At 44.9% G+C, this 17777-nt stretch carries 18 protein-coding genes and 1 pseudogene; all 19 read right to left on the bottom strand.

From position 1 onward, the window contains the following. Window positions 1–15 precede the first annotated feature (15 nt). Window positions 16–1542, bottom strand: a complete 1527-nt coding sequence (locus TRNA_RS29275) for a phage tail protein (protein WP_011197918.1) — start codon at window positions 1540–1542, stop codon at window positions 16–18. A gap of 8 nt (window positions 1543–1550) precedes the next feature. Next, the gene (locus TRNA_RS29270; protein WP_011197917.1) at window positions 1551–2372 is read right to left on the bottom strand and encodes a phage tail family protein; all 822 of its coding nucleotides are present in this window, start codon (window positions 2370–2372) and stop codon (window positions 1551–1553) included. Continuing rightward, on the bottom strand, window positions 2373–7673 hold the full coding sequence (locus TRNA_RS29265) for a phage tail tape measure protein (RefSeq protein ID WP_011201638.1): 5301 nt from the start codon (window positions 7671–7673) through the stop codon (window positions 2373–2375). A gap of 242 nt (window positions 7674–7915) precedes the next feature. Continuing rightward, window positions 7916–8251 (bottom strand): phage tail assembly chaperone G, encoded by a 336-nt coding sequence (gene gpG / locus TRNA_RS29260; RefSeq protein WP_011197916.1) that lies wholly within the window; start codon window positions 8249–8251, stop codon window positions 7916–7918. 52 nt (window positions 8252–8303) lie between these two features. After that, on the bottom strand, window positions 8304–8618 hold the full coding sequence (locus tag TRNA_RS43215) for a fibronectin type III domain-containing protein (protein WP_011197915.1): 315 nt from the start codon (window positions 8616–8618) through the stop codon (window positions 8304–8306). Then, window positions 8569–9150, bottom strand: a complete 582-nt coding sequence (locus TRNA_RS29255) for a major tail protein (protein ID WP_011197914.1) — start codon at window positions 9148–9150, stop codon at window positions 8569–8571. The genes TRNA_RS43215 and TRNA_RS29255 overlap by 50 nt, the downstream gene beginning before the upstream one ends. A gap of 8 nt (window positions 9151–9158) precedes the next feature. Beyond that, a complete protein-coding gene (locus tag TRNA_RS29250) occupies window positions 9159–9482 on the bottom strand; it encodes a tail completion protein gp17 (protein WP_223307088.1) in 324 nt (107 codons plus the stop codon). A 17-nt stretch (window positions 9483–9499) separates the two neighbouring features. After that, window positions 9500–9922 carry an HK97-gp10 family putative phage morphogenesis protein gene (locus TRNA_RS29245; RefSeq protein WP_016885201.1) on the bottom strand — a complete coding sequence of 141 codons (423 nt, stop codon included), beginning with the start codon at window positions 9920–9922 and terminating at the stop codon, window positions 9500–9502. Then, window positions 9919–10254: a phage head closure protein gene (locus TRNA_RS29240; protein ID WP_011197912.1), complete on the bottom strand. Its 336-nt coding sequence runs from the start codon at window positions 10252–10254 to the stop codon at window positions 9919–9921. The genes TRNA_RS29245 and TRNA_RS29240 overlap by 4 nt, the downstream gene beginning before the upstream one ends. A gap of 4 nt (window positions 10255–10258) precedes the next feature. Next, the gene (locus TRNA_RS29235) at window positions 10259–10498 is read right to left on the bottom strand and encodes a head-tail connector protein (protein WP_011197911.1); all 240 of its coding nucleotides are present in this window, start codon (window positions 10496–10498) and stop codon (window positions 10259–10261) included. 2 nt (window positions 10499–10500) lie between these two features. After that, window positions 10501–10839, bottom strand: coding sequence for an Ig-like domain-containing protein (locus TRNA_RS29230; RefSeq protein ID WP_223307087.1), 339 nt, complete (start codon window positions 10837–10839; stop codon window positions 10501–10503). After that, a pseudogene (locus TRNA_RS44520) lies at window positions 10813–11025 on the bottom strand (fibronectin type III domain-containing protein); the annotation flags it as partial. The gene TRNA_RS29230 and the pseudogene TRNA_RS44520, both read right to left, overlap by 27 nt. Window positions 11026–11038: 13 nt before the next feature. Then, window positions 11039–12193 (bottom strand): phage major capsid protein, encoded by a 1155-nt coding sequence (locus TRNA_RS29225; RefSeq protein ID WP_011197909.1) that lies wholly within the window; start codon window positions 12191–12193, stop codon window positions 11039–11041. Continuing rightward, window positions 12193–12939, bottom strand: a complete 747-nt coding sequence (locus tag TRNA_RS29220; protein ID WP_011197908.1) for a head maturation protease, ClpP-related — start codon at window positions 12937–12939, stop codon at window positions 12193–12195. Before TRNA_RS29220 ends, TRNA_RS29225 begins: the two co-directional genes overlap by 1 nt. Beyond that, entirely contained in the window at window positions 12893–14191 is a 1299-nt protein-coding gene (locus tag TRNA_RS29215; RefSeq protein ID WP_011197907.1) for a phage portal protein, read from the bottom strand. Before TRNA_RS29215 ends, TRNA_RS29220 begins: the two co-directional genes overlap by 47 nt. Window positions 14192–14202: 11 nt before the next feature. Then, window positions 14203–15984 (bottom strand): terminase large subunit, encoded by a 1782-nt coding sequence (locus TRNA_RS29210; RefSeq protein WP_011197906.1) that lies wholly within the window; start codon window positions 15982–15984, stop codon window positions 14203–14205. Next, window positions 15959–16282, bottom strand: coding sequence for a P27 family phage terminase small subunit (locus TRNA_RS29205; RefSeq protein ID WP_011197905.1), 324 nt, complete (start codon window positions 16280–16282; stop codon window positions 15959–15961). Before TRNA_RS29205 ends, TRNA_RS29210 begins: the two co-directional genes overlap by 26 nt. 119 nt (window positions 16283–16401) lie before the next feature. Further along, window positions 16402–16740: an HNH endonuclease gene (locus tag TRNA_RS29200; protein ID WP_011197904.1), complete on the bottom strand. Its 339-nt coding sequence runs from the start codon at window positions 16738–16740 to the stop codon at window positions 16402–16404. Window positions 16741–16899: 159 nt separating this feature from the next. Further along, window positions 16900–17514 (bottom strand): hypothetical protein, encoded by a 615-nt coding sequence (locus TRNA_RS29195; protein WP_011197903.1) that lies wholly within the window; start codon window positions 17512–17514, stop codon window positions 16900–16902. Window positions 17515–17777 lie beyond the last annotated feature (263 nt).

The following is a 17777-nucleotide window of genomic DNA, read 5'->3' as shown; positions in this document are numbered from 1 at the left end:
TCACCTCCGCTATTTTTAAATCGCTTTAAATTGCGTATAGATACCGATAAACTGATTGGGAGTATCTTTGTTTGAGATATTCTCAATGCAAACATCTCCGTTCGTCTTTATAATCCCACGAAAATATTGAGGCGTACCGTCTGTTGCGACAGATGAAACACCGATAAAAAGGTGAGGAAACGGCGGTCTAAAACCAGCGGGCAAAGTAAAGACTGGAGTTGAAGATCCGACTACCCCTGACGAAACAGCTCCTCTGATATTGACCGTCCCTATCGCATCCTTTCCGTATTGAATCGGATAGCTTTCGGTATTCGCCGTATACTGAATCCAACCATTTTTAAGAGTTGGCGTGCTCCAGGTGATAAAAGTTAAATCACCGATTGAATTTGAAGCCGCATTCCAAGCAGCTCTTTCCTCCGCTGTTATGTGCACTATCTTGTTATCTACGTGCGACTGAAACTCGGATTTCGTTGTGAGGCCCGTCGTGTCAATTGCAGAGTCTTTTATTTTTCCGGTAGACGTGTCGATAACCTTGTCAACCGCTTTTTTTGTCGTATTAAAGCTCGCGATAATATCCGAAGCTTTTTTCGTAATAGTCCCAAAAGTAAACGTAGGTGACTTGGTTTCATCCGAGTAATCTTCTCTGCTTACAGCTCGTAATTGAACATTTAAGTCAAATGGTTCAATCACACACCAAACATAATCACCCTTTTTAATATCCCTGAGCCCCATACTTTCAAGTTCAATGGCTGTAAAGGTAAGAGAAATATCGATGTTATCGTTGAGTTGCTTTTTCATTGCTGCGAGAAGACTATCTTTGTCTGTGTACCGCTCATCTTTAACCGGGTCAGCGTGCTTAATACCGTATATTTTGGCTAAAGGACTTGTGTACTCGGCAAACAAATAGTTTCCTTTATCGTCTTTCTTTCCGTAACCTCGAATATACGTTGCGAAACTGCTTGTATCAATTTCTTTTTCCGGATCCTTTACGTTGAACCTATAACGCAGAAAAGGTTCGTCTCTTTGGATGCCGAATTTTTTAGCGACATAGATTTTCTTACCTTTGTAGTCGAACTCTGCACCGAACTTTTCGAGAATGTCTCGGAAAAGAGCGAGAGAGTTATTCCATCCAAAATTTTCAACTCTGACTGACGCTGGTAAATCCGTCGTATCAATTTCGAATGTGTAGCCGCTTCCCTCCAATGCAAAAGAGAGCATCGCATCCAATCGGAGCGTGCCCGTCTTCTCATCGTAAATGTAATTGTTCCTCAAGTCGTCAAAGATGCGATGAATGGCCGTTGCCTCAACTCCGACGCCTTTCCGGTACGTTCTTTCGCGATGTGTTTTGATGATGTACTCTTCGTCATCGTAGACAACTGTATTTTCGTTTTTTACAAACTGGTAGCCGTACTGGTTATTAGTTGTTTTATAGCCGTTTAATTTTATTGATCTCTGCCCGTCGCTACCATCTGTTCGTACTACCGAAAATCCCGGTAACGGCTCCATAATACCTGTTACGTCTCTAATTGCTATCGTTTTCACTCGACCACCTACTTATAGAAAAAGAAAAAATCAAATGTAATTTCGAAACTTCCAGATGTGCCGGTAAGTTCGAAGTCATTCCATCCTGGCTTTAATGAAACGTATCCGCGATTGGTATTTCCGTAAATGCTAATACCGTTCTTCAGATGGCGCAGCCCTTCGAGTTTTATAGAATCGGTCGACTTAGAGGTCCCGTTATATGAAATCGTCTGCCCGGTCGTTTTGTTTTTGATCGAAAAATTTGAGGATGCGCCTTTATAAACGATATTCAACGGCATTTCAAGGCAAGGATCAACCTCTACATTTCCAGCATTGAAAATACTGAATCGAGTAGTTCGATGTCTGTAAACTAGGCTATCTGAAGGAATCAGCCCTTGCCCGATTTGCCAAACTTCTTCGCCGAATGTGAACGGATCAAGAGTAGAACCATACGAACTCGCGAACGGTAACGGAGACGTAAATTCGATCTCAAATTTACCGCTCCTCGGGTTTAAATCGTCAGGCTCAAATGTGCTACTTGGTTTTACTGTCCATACTTTACCGGGCTGTCTCGAATCTATTAATTCGATTGAATCTTCGCACGCAAATAAAGCGTAGACCTCATCGATCATCAACTGATAATCAAGATGGTCTACGCCTTGCATTAAAAACGTCGCTTTAAGTTTTCGCTCACCGAAAGTCGTTCCCGTATCTATTGCGCCATGCCTGCCTCCTATTTCTTCAAAGTTAGTTCGGTGTGTTAGCGATTCCTTGCGAAAACTCAAAAGCTTTAAGCCGTATTTACGGTGATCAATGGTTTCACCGTTTTTTATAATCGTAAGATACGCCATTTACCGATCACCCCACAGCAGCTTATTGAATCCGATGTTTTGTGCCTGACCTTTTTCTACACTGTCCGTTAGTGCTGCCGTATCGACAACTACACTCGGATCTTTGCGTAGAATCCCCGTTAGCAATGTGTTCGTCTGTCTGAGTAGCGCGTTCTGTCCACGCAACAACGCGAGTTCTTCTTCGTTACTTCCACCAGACGGATCCATACCGATTTCTCTTCCTGCCGCCGTCCATAATTGCTGCGCCCGCTGCCTATGGTTTTGCAACGGAATAATCGCTTCTGGACCTTCTTCCGCAATCCAGGCGAGCTGCTTTTGCGTCACAATATCGCCGATTTTATATCCTTTGTACGGACCGCCTTTCTCCATCGATCTGATGCCTGGAGTATTAAACGGGCTTCCATAGCGAGATTTGATATAACGTATAGCCGCAACCGCGTTGTGCACCGGATTCATGATATCGCCCATGCCCGGAAGCTTATACGCATCAAACGTTGGTTTGATCGTTTGCATAAGTCCCATTGACGGTGTACCACGTCTCCAGTTCGAGTCCCAACGATTAATTGTAGACGGACCCGTACGGCCTCCGGACTCTTTCATCGCAATTGTAACGAGTGGAGCGAACCAAGAAGCTGGCGAATTCGTTTTAGCCATCGCCGCCCGAATCCATTGCTTAACGTTTCCGGACGCTTTATCGCCACTTCCGAAAGCTCCACCAAAGTCAGCGAGTTTCTTTTTCATAAAGCTGACGGCGGAATCTTTGACTTTACCGAAGGCACCTTTCGCAATTGTCCCGAAAGCTCCGGAAATATCCGGCAACTTCAGTCCGAGACTTTCTATCGTTTTAGCGATAAGTTTTGACGGATTGCTTACGTATTCCCACGCATCAAAAGCGAAATCCTTAACACTGTTTACGGCAGCTTTACCCGCATCAACAGCGGATTTTCCAACATCGATAGCAGAATCGAAGAAACTTTTGTTCTTCGTACCTTTCCTGAATGCGGGGATTCCAGAAGATAGTACCTCGCGTGTTTCTTTATGCGGCAAGACTTGCGTCCCCTTTGGCAGATTAAAGAGCGTGTCGGTTCCAGGGCTTAAACCTGTGAAACCGGAAGGTGTACGGAATAACTCCGGACCGCCTCCATCTCCTAAGATAGCAAGACCGCCTTTGTGCCCACCTGCTGGCGTACCTTTAGCGAACCTCGGAATTTCGAGTTTAGGGATCCGGAGTTTTTTATCCACCCCGAATGTATCGAGTAGCTTGTTAATCCCTTTTTGCGTCAAGCCATTGATAATTCCTTCAAGTCCGCCGATCATCGTATTTCCTAGAGATTTAACTCCGGATAGAGCTCTGCCGGCCATATTTTTTATTCCGTCACCAATTTCACCTGGTAGCGCCTTTGCTCCCTCGATCATGTTGTGGAACGTGTCGGCCGCAAATTTCCCGATTGATTTGAACAAACCTACTGTTCTGTCCTTCAAGAAATTCCAGGCGCTAACTGCCCCATTGACCAATCCAGAAAAGAGTGTGAGGACTACATTTACAGCTCCTCGGATTACTGCGGTGATTATGTTCCAAATACTTTTCAGAATCCCAAGTATCGCATTCCAGACCGCACTCCAATTGCCTTTTAGTAGCGCAGTGAAAAACTTAACTACGTTGATCACGATATTGAGTGCGTTTTGGATTACACTAACAACTACAGGGAACACGACTTGCACAATTTTCAGCACGAATTGGATCGCTGGGATAAGAACAGTACGAATTATAGTTGCCACTAACTGTAAAACCGTTACGGCTACCTGCATGGCAATCTGAATGATGCTTGTTACAACAGGGAAAACAGCCTGAACAACTTGCAGAATGAGTGGTAGCAAGGTTACAGCCAACTGACTCAAGATTTGAGCAACTGATGTTAACAGATTAGCGACGATAGGCACTACAGACTGAATTATCGCCAGTACTGGCGGGAAAATTGACTGAAACGCCTGTAGCAAAATTGGTAACAAGGTAGTCGCAATAGTGGTTACTACTGGAACAAGGGACTGAATCAACTGTAGCACTATTGGAAGTACAGACGATACGATTTGTAAAATCAGCGGAAGCAAAGATGTAAATGCTTGAGCTAACATTGGCAATAGTACCGATGCGACTTGCATAATAAGTTGTGCGAATTGGACTTGGAAAGATGCCCATGTCTGAATCAACTGTCCAACCAAAGTTACAACTTGCGGTAGAAACGCCGCGAAAGTCACGCCTAATTCCTGGATTACCGGCGCTATCTGAACCGCAATTTCAGAGAATGATTGACCTAACGTTGTCCACAATTCCCCAAAAGCATTTCCGAGCTCAGTAAACGTTGGTCCTAACGAACTAATGCTGGACATTATGACTTCGCCCGTTTTCGCGAATTCAGGTGCAAGCTCTGCTGCAATATCCGAAAAATACCCGATAAATTGATTTATGATTGGCTGAATCGCAACTACAACGTTACCGATCACCGACATAATCTGTGACCAGGCGTTCTGTACAGACGCTCTAAACTCTTCGTTTGTTTGATATAGTCGGAATAAAAAACCGGCTAGACTAACAAGAGAGGTGATGACAAAACCAATAGATCCGGAAACTCCGGCCATCGCCAGCCCTAACGCAGTCACGGTTGGCGCTAAAATCGATATGATTCCGCCCACGCTCGAAAACGCAGCCCTTAAATTCTGAATGAATAAATCTACTGCGGAGCCGGTTCTATCCGCTAGTCCGGAACCGAATCTATCTGCGATCGACGATCCGATGTTTGAAACGAATTCACCTATTGAATTAACCACGTTAGCAAATCGCTTTCGTACTGCCGGAACAATAACGGAGACGCCGTCAGAAAATCTCTCCCACCCGGCTACCGAAGCTTTTTGTATAAAATTAAATGTGTCGCCTACCACTGCCGAAATACTGCTGAATGCCGTAACCGTCACGTTTCTGACTGATTCAAAAGCGCCGTTTACAAAATTACGGAATTTCTCAGACTTTTTGTACGCGATTACAAGAGCTGCTCCTACCGCGGTTATGCCAAGAACCGTAAGGCCGATCGGACTCGTAAGTGCTCCGAATGCAACACCTATAACCTTTATGAACTTTTCACTTTTTATCAAACCTTTTAAAAGACCGCTTACAGTCCCGAGTCCAGATATCATTTGGCCGACACCTAGCATTAAAAAACCTAACGCTGCAACAATGCCCATAATTACAGTTGTAACCGCTAAAGAAATAGCTACGAACGATTGCATTCCTTTAGATAGACCATTAAACCAGTCCGTCGCGCTCTGAAGCACAGAAACGAGTGCAGAGATAGCTGGGGTTAGCGCATTACCAAATGAAATTTGTGCAGTTTCTACGGCACCGGAAAGCTCTTCGATTTTACCCTTAAGGTTATTCATTTTTTCAGCAGCAACATTATCGGCCTTAATTTTATCCATTGCAGCCGCCATTTTATCGAAGCCTTTACTTCCTTCCTTACCAAGAATCAACGCGCCTCGAATAGCGTCACTACCGAAAATATTGTAAAGGGCTTCTTGTTTATCTTTTGCGGACAAACCGTCAAGCGCCTTAGAAAGCTCTCCAGATATTTCTGTCATACTCCGAATATTTCCGTTAGCATCGAAAAATTTATTGTCCATGATTCCAAGACTCCGAGTGGCTTTGTCAAAGGCCTTCTCGAACTTTTCGGTCCCTTGCTTCGCTCCTGTCGTCTTTTCAACATACTTGTTAAGTGCCTCGTATATATCGCCGATATTTTTACTCGCTGGTTTGAAGCCTTTATCAGCCATACGTTTAAAAGCTTCGGAAGTATCAAGGGTGACTAGACCAAGATCGTGCATTGTCTCGTACTGAGCTTTTGTCATAGGTACTAAACGACTTAACATCGTTTTCATCGAAGTACCTGCATCTGATCCTTTAAGTCCATTCTGTGCGAAGAGGGCTAGTGTAGTAGCCGTGTCTTTAAAAGACAGTCCCATACCGGCTGCTACTGCGGATGTCATTTGAAGACCATACCGCATCTCTCCAACCGTTGTTGCAGAAGAGTTTGCGGCCCCTGCGAGAATATCTGCTGCCTGTGCAACGCTAATGTTATCGTCTTTAAACGCATTCAGTGCAGTCGACGCAATTTCCGCCGCATCCGCAAGCTCTAATTCTCCCGCTGTCGCAAGCGATAGCGCGCCCTTAAGTGCGCCATTCAGTATGTCCTTCGTAGATACACCGGCCTTTACGAGTTCTTCCATACCTTGCGCAGCCTCAAGCGCACTGTATTTCGTATCAGCACCGAGTTTAATGGCTAATTCCGTAAGGGCAGCGCTGTATTGGTTGGCTTCTGCCGGATTCATGACCGCCTTCACGCTCGACATCTGCTGCTCGAAGTCCATCGCTTTTTTCGTTGAAACCGCAAGACCTCCGCCTAAAGCCGCTGTCGCTACGCCGAATGACATCGCGATTTCAGATCCCGCAGATTGCATTCGACCCCCAACGTCCCGCATCCGGTCCCCGACTTCACCCATCCGGTTGCCGAGCTCGTTCCAACGGCCCGTGTTCGATTGGATCTGTCGGTTCGTTGCGGCCAGTTCGGCTTGAGTTGTTCGAAGTTGTGCCGTCGCTTGATTCATTTGAACGCGTAATTCTTGAGTCGCCTGAGCATCTTCGCCTTTTGCGCGTTTAGCTTCGAGATACAGTCGGCGGATGTTTTTAAGTCGCTGCTCTTGTAACGAGATCGATTGCGTAAGATGTTCCGATTTTTGTCGTAGTTGCTCGGTAGTAGAACCGAAATCCCTTACGCCGGCTGATGCGGCCTCAAATGACGAATCCAATACGCGCAACTTCGTATCGATCGTCTTAATGCTTGCGCTAATTTTAGCGCCTAATTGACTGAAGCCGTTGCTCTGCTCTCTCATTTTACGGTTAAGAAGGTCTAACTGATCCTCAGTTTTCCGAACCGCTGCAACAGTTCGATTATACTGGGCGAGGAGCTTTTCGGATTGTGCCGAATACCTTCCCGTCGTCCTTACGCTCTCTTCATATTGCCGCTTCAACTCGTTAAGTTTTGCCTTTTGCGTTTGTAAAGTCCGATTTAATATGTCGGTCTTATTACGCAATGAATCCAGGCTGTTATCGAATCGGCCAGCGCCAGCCATTGCTGCTTTGAATTCCGAGTTTAGTACCTTTAATTTTCTGTTAACGTCCTGGAGGCCGCGAGAGAAGTCAATGTTGTCTAGACCTAAACTAACGCGTATAGATCCGACTGATTCAGTCGCCAAATCTCCGATACCTCCCTTCTAAAAACCCGGTATCTGATCGATATAGCCGAGTTTTTGTTGTGTTTTTCCGCTTCCGTGAGAGCTACCACCATCACTAAAATTCATTAGTTCGCAAAACCACCCGATGTCCATTTCGTCTAGGTAATAGATATCCGAGGGTTTTTCGGAGTTGTCGAGATAGAGCTTTTTGAGATCCCTATCAAGTTGATCTAAAACATCAAGGGGTAAAATATACCCCGGTGTTAGTTTTTTACCTCACCGATTGCCTGCGCTTCAGTTTCTTTGTTCTCGCCAACTTGTTCATTTGGAACAGCTACAGTTCCAACGACTTGTTGGATTGTTTCCGTAATTGTAGGAATTAGTTTTTCAGAAGAAATCCCATCATAAAATTGATCGATATCGAATTGTTCGTCATAAACTCGGACTACGTAACCTACCAATGCGTCCAAATCTTCAACATCCAAATCATCAAAGTTGCTCGACTTCGAAAGTTTAATAGCTTCCCGCAACATACGCCCCTTTACGAAAGGTGCTTGAAATACCTTCTCTTCACCATCAATCATTAATGTGATTTGCATAACCCACACTCCTAATTTCTTTATTTTTTTTAATAAAAAGAGAGCTAAAAACTTAGCTCTCCGTTTCTATTTTCATCTTCGTTTGTGTCACAATTTCGCTCATAGGAGACTCGCCGGACTCATTAGCAGCCGTTACGTTAATTGTGAGTTTAGTATCCGGACTCATGCCGGTTGTTACATACTTAGGTTGCGTCACGTTTTCAGCGAATTTCTTGTCTGCGCCTCTGTAAACGTTGTATGAAGTCGCCCCATCTACGGGATCCCATTCAACTGTAATAGAATCTGTCGTACTGTCGTACCGTAGATTCTGGGGCGCATCAGGGAGTAGAAGTTGTTGGTTCGTAAACTTTCTTAAACCAGTTTTCAATAACCTCTGCTTTCACGCCCTCATCTCCCGTAAATACGCTACGTTGCCAAACCTTGTCGTGATCGCGACGTACAAATACGCCAGAAATTGAGTCTGTTTGGAATTCTGGGCTATCTCCTTTAGTTGCAAAAGACTCCTCTTGCGGCTGGAATCTCCCTTTATATAGCGCGTAAAGTTTAGATTTCCCTCCAGTAGTAGCTGACTCAAAAAGCAACGCTCCGTACGGTGCGATATCCGTTTCTTTCTTCTCTAGTACACCATCGCTAAGAATAGTGTGACCGAGCAACAACGCCTGTGCAGTAGTTGATAATTGATCGATACCGATTTCAACTTCCGTTTCTCCCAACGAAGATTCAACTTCTGAAGGGCCGTCATCAGCATATAGAGTTTCGCTGTTTGTGTTCGGTGTGATACTTGCTTCGATCGCATTTCCGATTTTAACCGGAGTATCGTAAGTAACTCCGTTCTCATCTTCCGTTAGAATTTTCGCAAAGTGTATATTTTTTAAACCTACGCGTACGCCTTTTGCCATAGGTTGCTTCACTCCTCTTCCGTATTTAGTGTCGTCCCATAACGCAAGACTTTGTGAAAAAGCTCAGTTTCGTTTTCATAAAGGTCCTGCTCGTTTGAACGAAAAAAGCCAGCTCGTTTGAGCCGGCTCTTTACCTCTTTTTCTAATTCTGAATATTTTGTCGGGTCTTTTGTGAAGATACTAATCTGAACATAGTGATTAGCGAAAGTTTCTTCATCCTCCATTGAAAGTGCGTCAGATACGGTATAAACATAAAAGAGAATGTACGTGTCCTCGTCGCCCGAATACGTAATAAATCGAACAGGTACGCCAATATCCTTTAAAGTCGCCATTACTAGACTCCGTAGACTCATGGCAATAAATTCCTTCTCAGGTAGTTAACAATCTCTTGTTGCGCATCTTCCTTAGACGCAATAAAAGACGGCTCAACGAATGGTCGAGGAGCGTGCCCTGGGTGGTTAACTTCCTTACCGTAAACAACTTGGCCGTCTGTTTGTATCTTGGCTTTTCGCAGTTTTATAAGGTGTGGGCTTGTGCCGAATTCAAGAAAATGCGCTGTGAAAAAGTCTTTTTCAGGACCGATTACTACTTCGTCTGACTTACTTTTTTCGACAGCGATCTTGTATCTTTTACTTGGGTTGTTATCTTCCATAGTTTTATAGATAGGCTTTGCTCCGGCATCTAATGCGCCGGATTTTAACGAATTAGCCCGATTGCCCATACGTTGGATGTTTCGCATTACTTCGTCAAACCCGGAAATCTGAATGCTCATTTGATTCCGACCTCCTTCGTCACTAACGTAAAGGTGACGTTACGTTCATCGTCATTTATAAAGCTTTCTATTTCGAACGTCCTTCCCGCGTATGAAATGCGCAAGTCATTTCTAAGAAGCGACTTCATCCGTTTTGAATACCGAATAACAAATCGTGCTGTTCTGTCCGCCTGTACTGCGCCAGCCTGGTAAAATTCACGCCCCTGGACCGTCTTAACCGCTGACCAGACGGTCGCAACCGGTAACCATTCCTTTATTTCGAATCCCTCACCGTTTGTCGTTTCGGTAAACCGAAGAAATGTGATTCGCTTGTTAAAATCGCCTGTTTTCACGAGATCACCTCAGTTGCAATACGATTCCAGCTACTTTATTTCCACTCAATGCCGTTGATCTATTTTCATACGCGTCTGTGACGTATATGAGGACGGCCAATTTATATAATTCAGATTCCTTGTCGGTTACACCGGCGTTTTCAAGATGCGTCTTCGCTGCGGAAATAAAAAAGGAGATAAGGGAATCCTCCTCATCTCCATCAATACGCAGATATTCTTTTACCTCATCCAGAGATATATCCATGTTTACTCACCGCCAGACGGCGCCGGGTCGACGACAGTGATCGATACGGTATTCTTAACTGTTGTCTTCACTTTCGATTTTACAGTAATCGTAGCAGAACCAGCTGCAACCGCAGTTACCTTACCGGAACTAGTCACCGTTGCGATTGACGTGTTGCTTGACGTATATGTTACGCCCTGATCAGCCCCACTAGGCGATACTGTTGCGGTAATTTGCTGCGTCTCACCTACGTTTAATGTCTTAGACGATGGACTGACGCTGATGCTTTCCGGATCAGGAACAGGCGTCGGCTCTGTTGTAACGGAAAGCTCGTCACTCAGCTCCGATGGATTTCCCGCCATTGAGATCGCCCGAACTTGGTATTTATACGTAGTTTCCGGCTTTAAACCACTCTCATTAAACGACGTGCCAACGCGGGTCCCGACGGAAACCCCGTCCCTAAAGATTTCGTATTCTTTGATTCCCCCAACAAAGGCTACGGCATCCCAACTGAGGGACACCGATGAGTCAGTCGAAGATGCCTTTAGCCCTTGGGGTGCTTTAGGGAGTAGTGTCTACTTTAGCGATACGGAATGCAGATTTCAGTTTGATTTTGTGATCAAAATACGCAGTAAGAACAAATACATTTTCGCCAGTTTTAACGTCTTTGTCGCTTTCGTAAGTGATTGCCGGATCGTAGTTGAAGTGAGAGTAACGGAAGTCACCGACGATAGGATCAACCGCAGCATCACAGAATTCAACTGGTTTACCGATGATTTGTTCCGGTTGTGCACCGTAAAGAGTTGCACTTCCATTAGCCAAAGTTTCAATGATTTCGAGATAGTCTGCGTATGTCATCATTACTTTTGCGTTTTCACGGAAGTCTTCTGGAAGATCCGCAATAGCTTTTTTGATCGCTTTATATTTATCTTCCGCAGTGACTTGCTTAATTCCGGCAGCGTAGAAGGACATTTCCTCTTCTCCCTGTTTCGGTGTTACTGCGAAAGAAACTTTTTTCTCTTTTGCAGCTAGGCCGGATTGTAAAGCGCGCTCAACTGTAGCGACCAGATCAGTATCAGTAGCCGCCAAAATAGTTTCGGAGATTTTCGCCATAACTTTGAATTTGCGGCGTCCGAAAGTAACCACATCTCCGTCTACTTCAAGTTCTTTAGCAGTCTGTAAATCTTGGATGAAATCATCATCGTCAAGGGAAAAATCAACTTTAGGGATTTCGAGATTTGTTACACTTGTATACGTTGAAAGTTCACGCAACGGATTCTTTACAAAAGGTTCGTGAATAAGTTCTTCGGAAACTGTTTTAGGAAGGAGTTTCTCCCCACCTGTTCCGTTATTATCTCCTAGCGCAGCACGTACTTCAGGAGCCGGTACCTCTTTTCTCATTGTTGCACGGATTAAGCCTGCTTTAGCAGAAATTTTCTTAACCTTTGGATCTTCGCTGTTAAGTCCAGCAGACGCGCCTGCTTTTGCTTTTTCAAGACTTGCTTGAATTTTAGCTTTTTGTTCCCGCTCTAAAGTATCGTGTTGATTTTGCAGGATGTCCATACGCTCTTTAAGATCGTCTCTTTTTTGTTTTAGAGACCGTACTTCATCGATAGAAGCGTTAGGGTCAGCCGCTTTGTTCATGATTTCCTTTTCAACCGATGCTAATTGTGTTCCTACAGTGTTTAAGTTTGCCTTCAGATCAAATAGTTCCATTAAATGATTCCCCCGTTTTGAAGTTTTAGTAAATTCGTTTGTGCTTCCGCGATAAGCTGCTCACGGAACAGGCGCTCTTTTTCCGCCTGCTTTTCGTCCTCTTTCGTCTGATTAAGAAGCGATTCCGGAGTGTTCCGGTACTTCGCAAATAACTGCGTATCCACTTTCGCAACCGCAGCGCTAGGAGCTTCGATAGAATCACACAGCCCTAATTCGAGACATTCTTGCGCCGTCAGCCACGTTTCTGCGTCCATAAGTTCGATCAAACGATCACGATTGAGTTTTTCGCCTGCTTTTCCGAGATATGCCTCGATAAGACTTTCGCGAATACGATCCATGTCGTCGGCTTGTTTGCGGAGTTCTTCCGCATTGCCTTGCGCAACAGTCCACGGATTATGAATCATCATCATCGCGTTTGCAGGCATAAAAATAGCGTCACCGGACATTGCGATGACACTTGCGATAGAGGCCGCCAGCCCGTCGACGTAGACGTTAACGTGGGCTTTGTGCCGCTTTATGATGTTGTAGATCGAATTCCCTTCGAAAACAGAGCCGCCTGGCGAATTAATATAGATATTTAGCGCAGATACTTCGCCAAGTCCGTCTAAATCCTCCTTGAAAGTTTGCGTAGTCACTTCGTCCCCCCAGAACTGGGCCGAACTGATTTCACTGTAAATGTAAATCTCGCCTGTTTTAGCGTCATTCTTCGCCGCTTTGATTTCCCAGAACTTCTTTATCGTCCTCACCTCCTTTCGAGTCCTCGTTATCATCTTCGTTAATTTCTAACGATGGAGGCGTCGGGGCATCAGCCGATGTGATTTTCTGTTGCGCAACCTGGTCGATTGGAAATAAATCTTTGCTTAAATAAAGCGTGTCTCCGCCCTCTTCTGGCGGCAAATCCTCCCATGCACGCACCTCATTCGGCTTAAACCAGCCGCTCCGGATGCCTTGTTGATAGAAATTACCGCGGGTCTGCATGTCTCCGCGCAATAACGCGTTCATACTAAACTTAAAATAATAACCGGACTTGCGCTCCTTTTCAGTCAGCAGCTTCCGGTTGAATTCTTTTTCGTACTGAGTTGCGATAGGCATTAGCGTTCCTTGTACATAATCGATATAAAGTTGCTCCATATTGGAGACGCTGCCCTGTGTCTCGCCAAGCATGTACAACGGAATATTAAAGGCCTGCGCGACTCTTGAACGTGTCACTTTTTCGACCTCAAACGCCTTTGTATCGATGAATTCCTTCTTTAATTCGCGGATTTTTACCCCTGGTTCCTGAATTAAGAGGCCGCCGTTGTCTTTATAGAAACTTTTAAAGTTCTCTAACATCTTTTCTTTGCGCGTATCGTCGAGTTGGTTCGCTAATTCCAAAATGAATGATATCTTTGCTCCATCCATTTGTTCTAGACTGAAAAGCCGGACATCTCGATCAAAGTCGAGGGCGTTCCGCAGAACCTTTAGCGGTGAGATTCCTTTTAGACCGTCTACCGACGTATTTTTAACGTGAATCATGTCCATGTTGTGAACGAAATAATTTCCGTTGTCTCCTAAAATCTCGTACCAAAGATCCCGAGTAGTCTCTTCAATCACCGGCTGCACTCTCGAAGGATCCAAAACCTCTAATCCAACGACTTCATAACGCATTCCGTACCGTTTTATTGCGTAAGCATTGCCATATACGGCCCGATGCGTCTCCAAAAGGCCGATAAATTGCCCGGATGTCATGTTATGATTCGGCGCGTATGTCAGAAGCTCGGAAGCCTGAGACTCAATCGGTTGATAATTTTTATACGCCTTGATCGGTAGGCTTGACATCGTGTTTGATAATCGCGACACAGCCGAGAAAACTGTTTCGTTGTCAGCCAGCGCATGTTCTCCGTAATTTCCTAGAATAGTAGCTCGAGGAATATACCAGTGTGTTAGATCCCTTCTCGTTTCTGCCTTGACATCGGATGGCTTGCGAAAAAAGTTCCGAACATTGCTCCAAAAGCCCAATTTCTCACCTCCTAACCGTTTAATAGATCGCTAATTGAGATAAATCCGACGCTTCCGCCCTCAACCGGCTTCGTCATATCGAGATAAACCTGTGTATGTGCGTTCAGAAAAGCCGCAAAGCCATCGATTTTCCGGTACCTCGTTTGTTTAGTCGGCAACCAGTTACCGTTCCGATCTTCGACGAGCTTGACGTTGTTTAGATACCATGTGAAAAGCTTGTTTTCGTTGTAAACGACGTTTCCGTCAAGCAATAATTCTTTGATATGCTTTAACGGGTCACTCAGAGTAATGTACCCTTGTCGCACAACTTCGGTTTGAAATCCGTAGTTTTGAAGATCGTGAACCAATCGCATCGCATTCGCTGGGTCAAACGTGATCTTATCGATCTGATATTTACGCGACATTTCAACGAACCAGTCGTAAACGTACTCGTACTGAACGTAATTTCCGGGTATAATCGTCAAAAAACCGTCGGCTTCAAACCCACGGTAGTCGATTTTTTCGTTATCTTTTTGTACTTTTGCCGCCGGTACCCACGAATGAGACATAACAAAAACGCGATTATCCGGCAGCAAAAACTCCAGACACGCGCTTGTAAAGTCTTCCGTTTGTGATAAGTCGAAGCCGCCAATGCATCTCATACCACGCAACGATTCCGGATCGACATGTCCGTTATTGCTCTTGATGACTTCGAAGTCTATGAAGCTTTCCTCTCCGTTATCCACGAAGATATTAAACCGTTTGACCAGCCAGTCGTTGTATTCACGAGGGACGTGACGGTCCGCATTGAAGTCCTGAATCATTGACGGAATATCCATCGTTACCCCAATGTTAGGGTTCGCTTTGATCCACATTTCCGGGTTTTCCACCTCAGAAATGTCGTCTAATTCGGCCATAAAGTAAAAATTCCGCTCCTGAACGTTAGATCCGTCCAAAACATCGGAAGCAATTTCGTAATATTCGACGAGAGGCCCGTCGAGTTGATAGCCGGCCGTCGTGATGTAGATGATCAACGGCTGCCGTCGAGCTGCCCTTGAGTTCTTGATTACGCTGATCAATTTTGAATCTTTGAATTCGTGTATCTCATCGAATATGCCGAGGTGCGTATTCAAACCGTCTAACTTTTCGCTATCAGACGCCCGTGCCTCGATCTGACTCATGGACGCGTCATGGTAGATGCCTTTTTGATTCTCGCGCAGACGCTTCCGAAGTACCGGCGACTTCTGAACCATTGCACGACTTTCCTCGAATAAAACACCCGCTTGTTGCTTCGAGTTTGCTAAGACGTAGGCCCGAGCGCCCGGTTCGTCGTCCTTTGTTATCGCAAAATTGGCTAAACCGCTGATTTTCGTTGTTTTTCCGTTCTTCCGCGCAACAAAAACAAGGCCTTCACGGAATCTCCGAAGGCCGGTATCGCGATGAACCCAACCGTACAGTGATCCGATCACAAAATGTTGCCACGGTTGAAGCGTCAAACTGTTGTATTGTCCTTGAGACGGTTTACAAAACTTCTCGATAAACTGTATGGGGCGATGCCCTTTTTCTTCGTTAAAAACGTATGGAAATTCGTCTGTTCCTGCGCGTTTTAAATCGCGAAGATGTCGTTTACAAGCGAGAATATTTTTCTTACTTGCGATTATCTCCCCGGAGACTACTTTTTCCGCATACCATGTTGTAAGCAACTTTTCCGCCGGTTTTTCGCGTATAAATCCGGCTATTTTTTGCGTTTTTAGCCAGTTTTTATACCATTTTTCGATGTCTGTCGGGTTAGAGCTGATCGAAACCGTCGTCATTTTCTTCACCGCCCGCGTTTAATTCTTTTCTTTGAGCCGGCGTAAGATCGAGCGATTTCAGAAGATTGTTTAACGTCGTCACCGTCTTCGTAAGCTCAATCGCTAACGGATTTTTGACAAGGTTCTCCGCGCCTGCTTTGTTCGTATGCCGCATCATTAAAGGGTTCTCGGCTACTTCCTTTTTTAGTCGGCGGTAAAACTTATGAGTGTCAACGTAGAGTTCGATCAGTTCTTCATCCGATTCTTTATACCTGTCTCCGAGGTATTCCCGGATTTTTTTCGCTGTCGGTACCGCCATTAAAACACTCCTTTCATTCGGGGAGACCCCCCTTTAATGTAAAATTTCTGGTCGCGCAACAAGCGAAGGGGGCCCGCCGGTCCCTTGTATTTTTGTTTTTTAGTCCAGAGGGGAGGGGGCTATAATTCGGGGTTAGCCTCTGTCTTTACAACCCTGATTTTTCTCTGTTTCTTCTCTGTTTTGGCACTTTTCTGCCCCTTCTCCGGATGGCGTTTGTTGTGGCAGGAATTGCAAAGGCTGACCAAATTTGATGCATCTAAAGCTAATTCAGGGTATTCTCGCAGCTCCTTTATGTGGTGTACAGTCTCTGCTTTAGTGATCGTTTTATTTGCGAGACAGTCTTGACACAGGTGATGGTCGCGCTTGAGCACTAAGGCTCGGCACTTAGCCCAGGCTGTAGACTTATAGAAAGCACGTGCTTCGGGATCGCGCTTATGTTTGTCATAGTAGTTACTCATCGCCTTGCACCCGCCATGAATCGCGTTAAGGTTAACGCTGGACCCAGTCGTATTAATCTAGGCTTACAGAACGGACGGCCTGCCAGTTGTATAAATCCAAGCTCATAGTCGCGTTCCTTTCGTTGCTCTCGTAGGTATCTATAACGCTGCTTACGTTCTCTATTCATAAGCTCGTTCGCCTACCGCAAGTTCCTTCGTCTCTACAACCGGAGCGCCTGTGCTATCCTTAGTGTGTTTGATACGGTAATAAGTAGAGCCGCATTGGTCTGCGTCTTTAGTACGCCACTCGAAGTCTACCGCAATACGACCGGTAATTTCTTCGCCTTTGTATATGACGCGTGGTATCGATTGTTCATCCGTGAGTTCTATCGTTAGTAAGTTCGGTGTATTCTCACGTATTAATTGGTCATACAATCCGTCCCTAAAAGAATCCTTCACTCTTACGAATCCGGTGATAAGGTTGCCGCCTCGTTTCAATTCGTCGATTGCATCCTGAGGTACACCTTCATCGCACACAAACCTATCACTCGGAGTAACCCACTTCTCGCTTAGATGAGATCTAACCTTAACATCTGGATGCTCTGTTTTGTAGTAGCCCAACATGTTGCGGTGAACCATGATTTCGCAGTCATGCTTACGAGCAAACTCAATAAGCGCGGTGGTCTTTCCTAAACACCTTTGTCCGGCTCTAACGTAAACCAACTCACGGTCAACTGCCGCCTTCTCGAGTGTTTCTAAGATACTAAACTTAGCCAGGTTTAATCTATACTCCATACACTCCCACCCCTTTCATATACTAAAGCGTCAATCACTGTAGAGTGACTAACCAATCTGGCGCTCCCCACCAATATCGTTGCACTTTGTCTTTATCTTTTATATAAGTTCTTTATCGCGATAAGGTATTTAATAGATTACTAATATCTGCGTATCGTATGAGCGTTAGCGAATAGAGGCGCTATTATTTGTTTGTTATTATTAGTTCGTTATTATTGCGTTTGTTATTATTACCGTCACTCTACGGTGATTTAGGTAAATCA

The organism is Bacillus licheniformis DSM 13 = ATCC 14580 (assembly GCF_000011645.1).
In the GTDB taxonomy this organism is placed as follows: Bacteria; Bacillota; Bacilli; order Bacillales; family Bacillaceae; genus Bacillus; species Bacillus licheniformis.
This window is presented reverse-complemented; position numbering and strand designations above follow the sequence as displayed.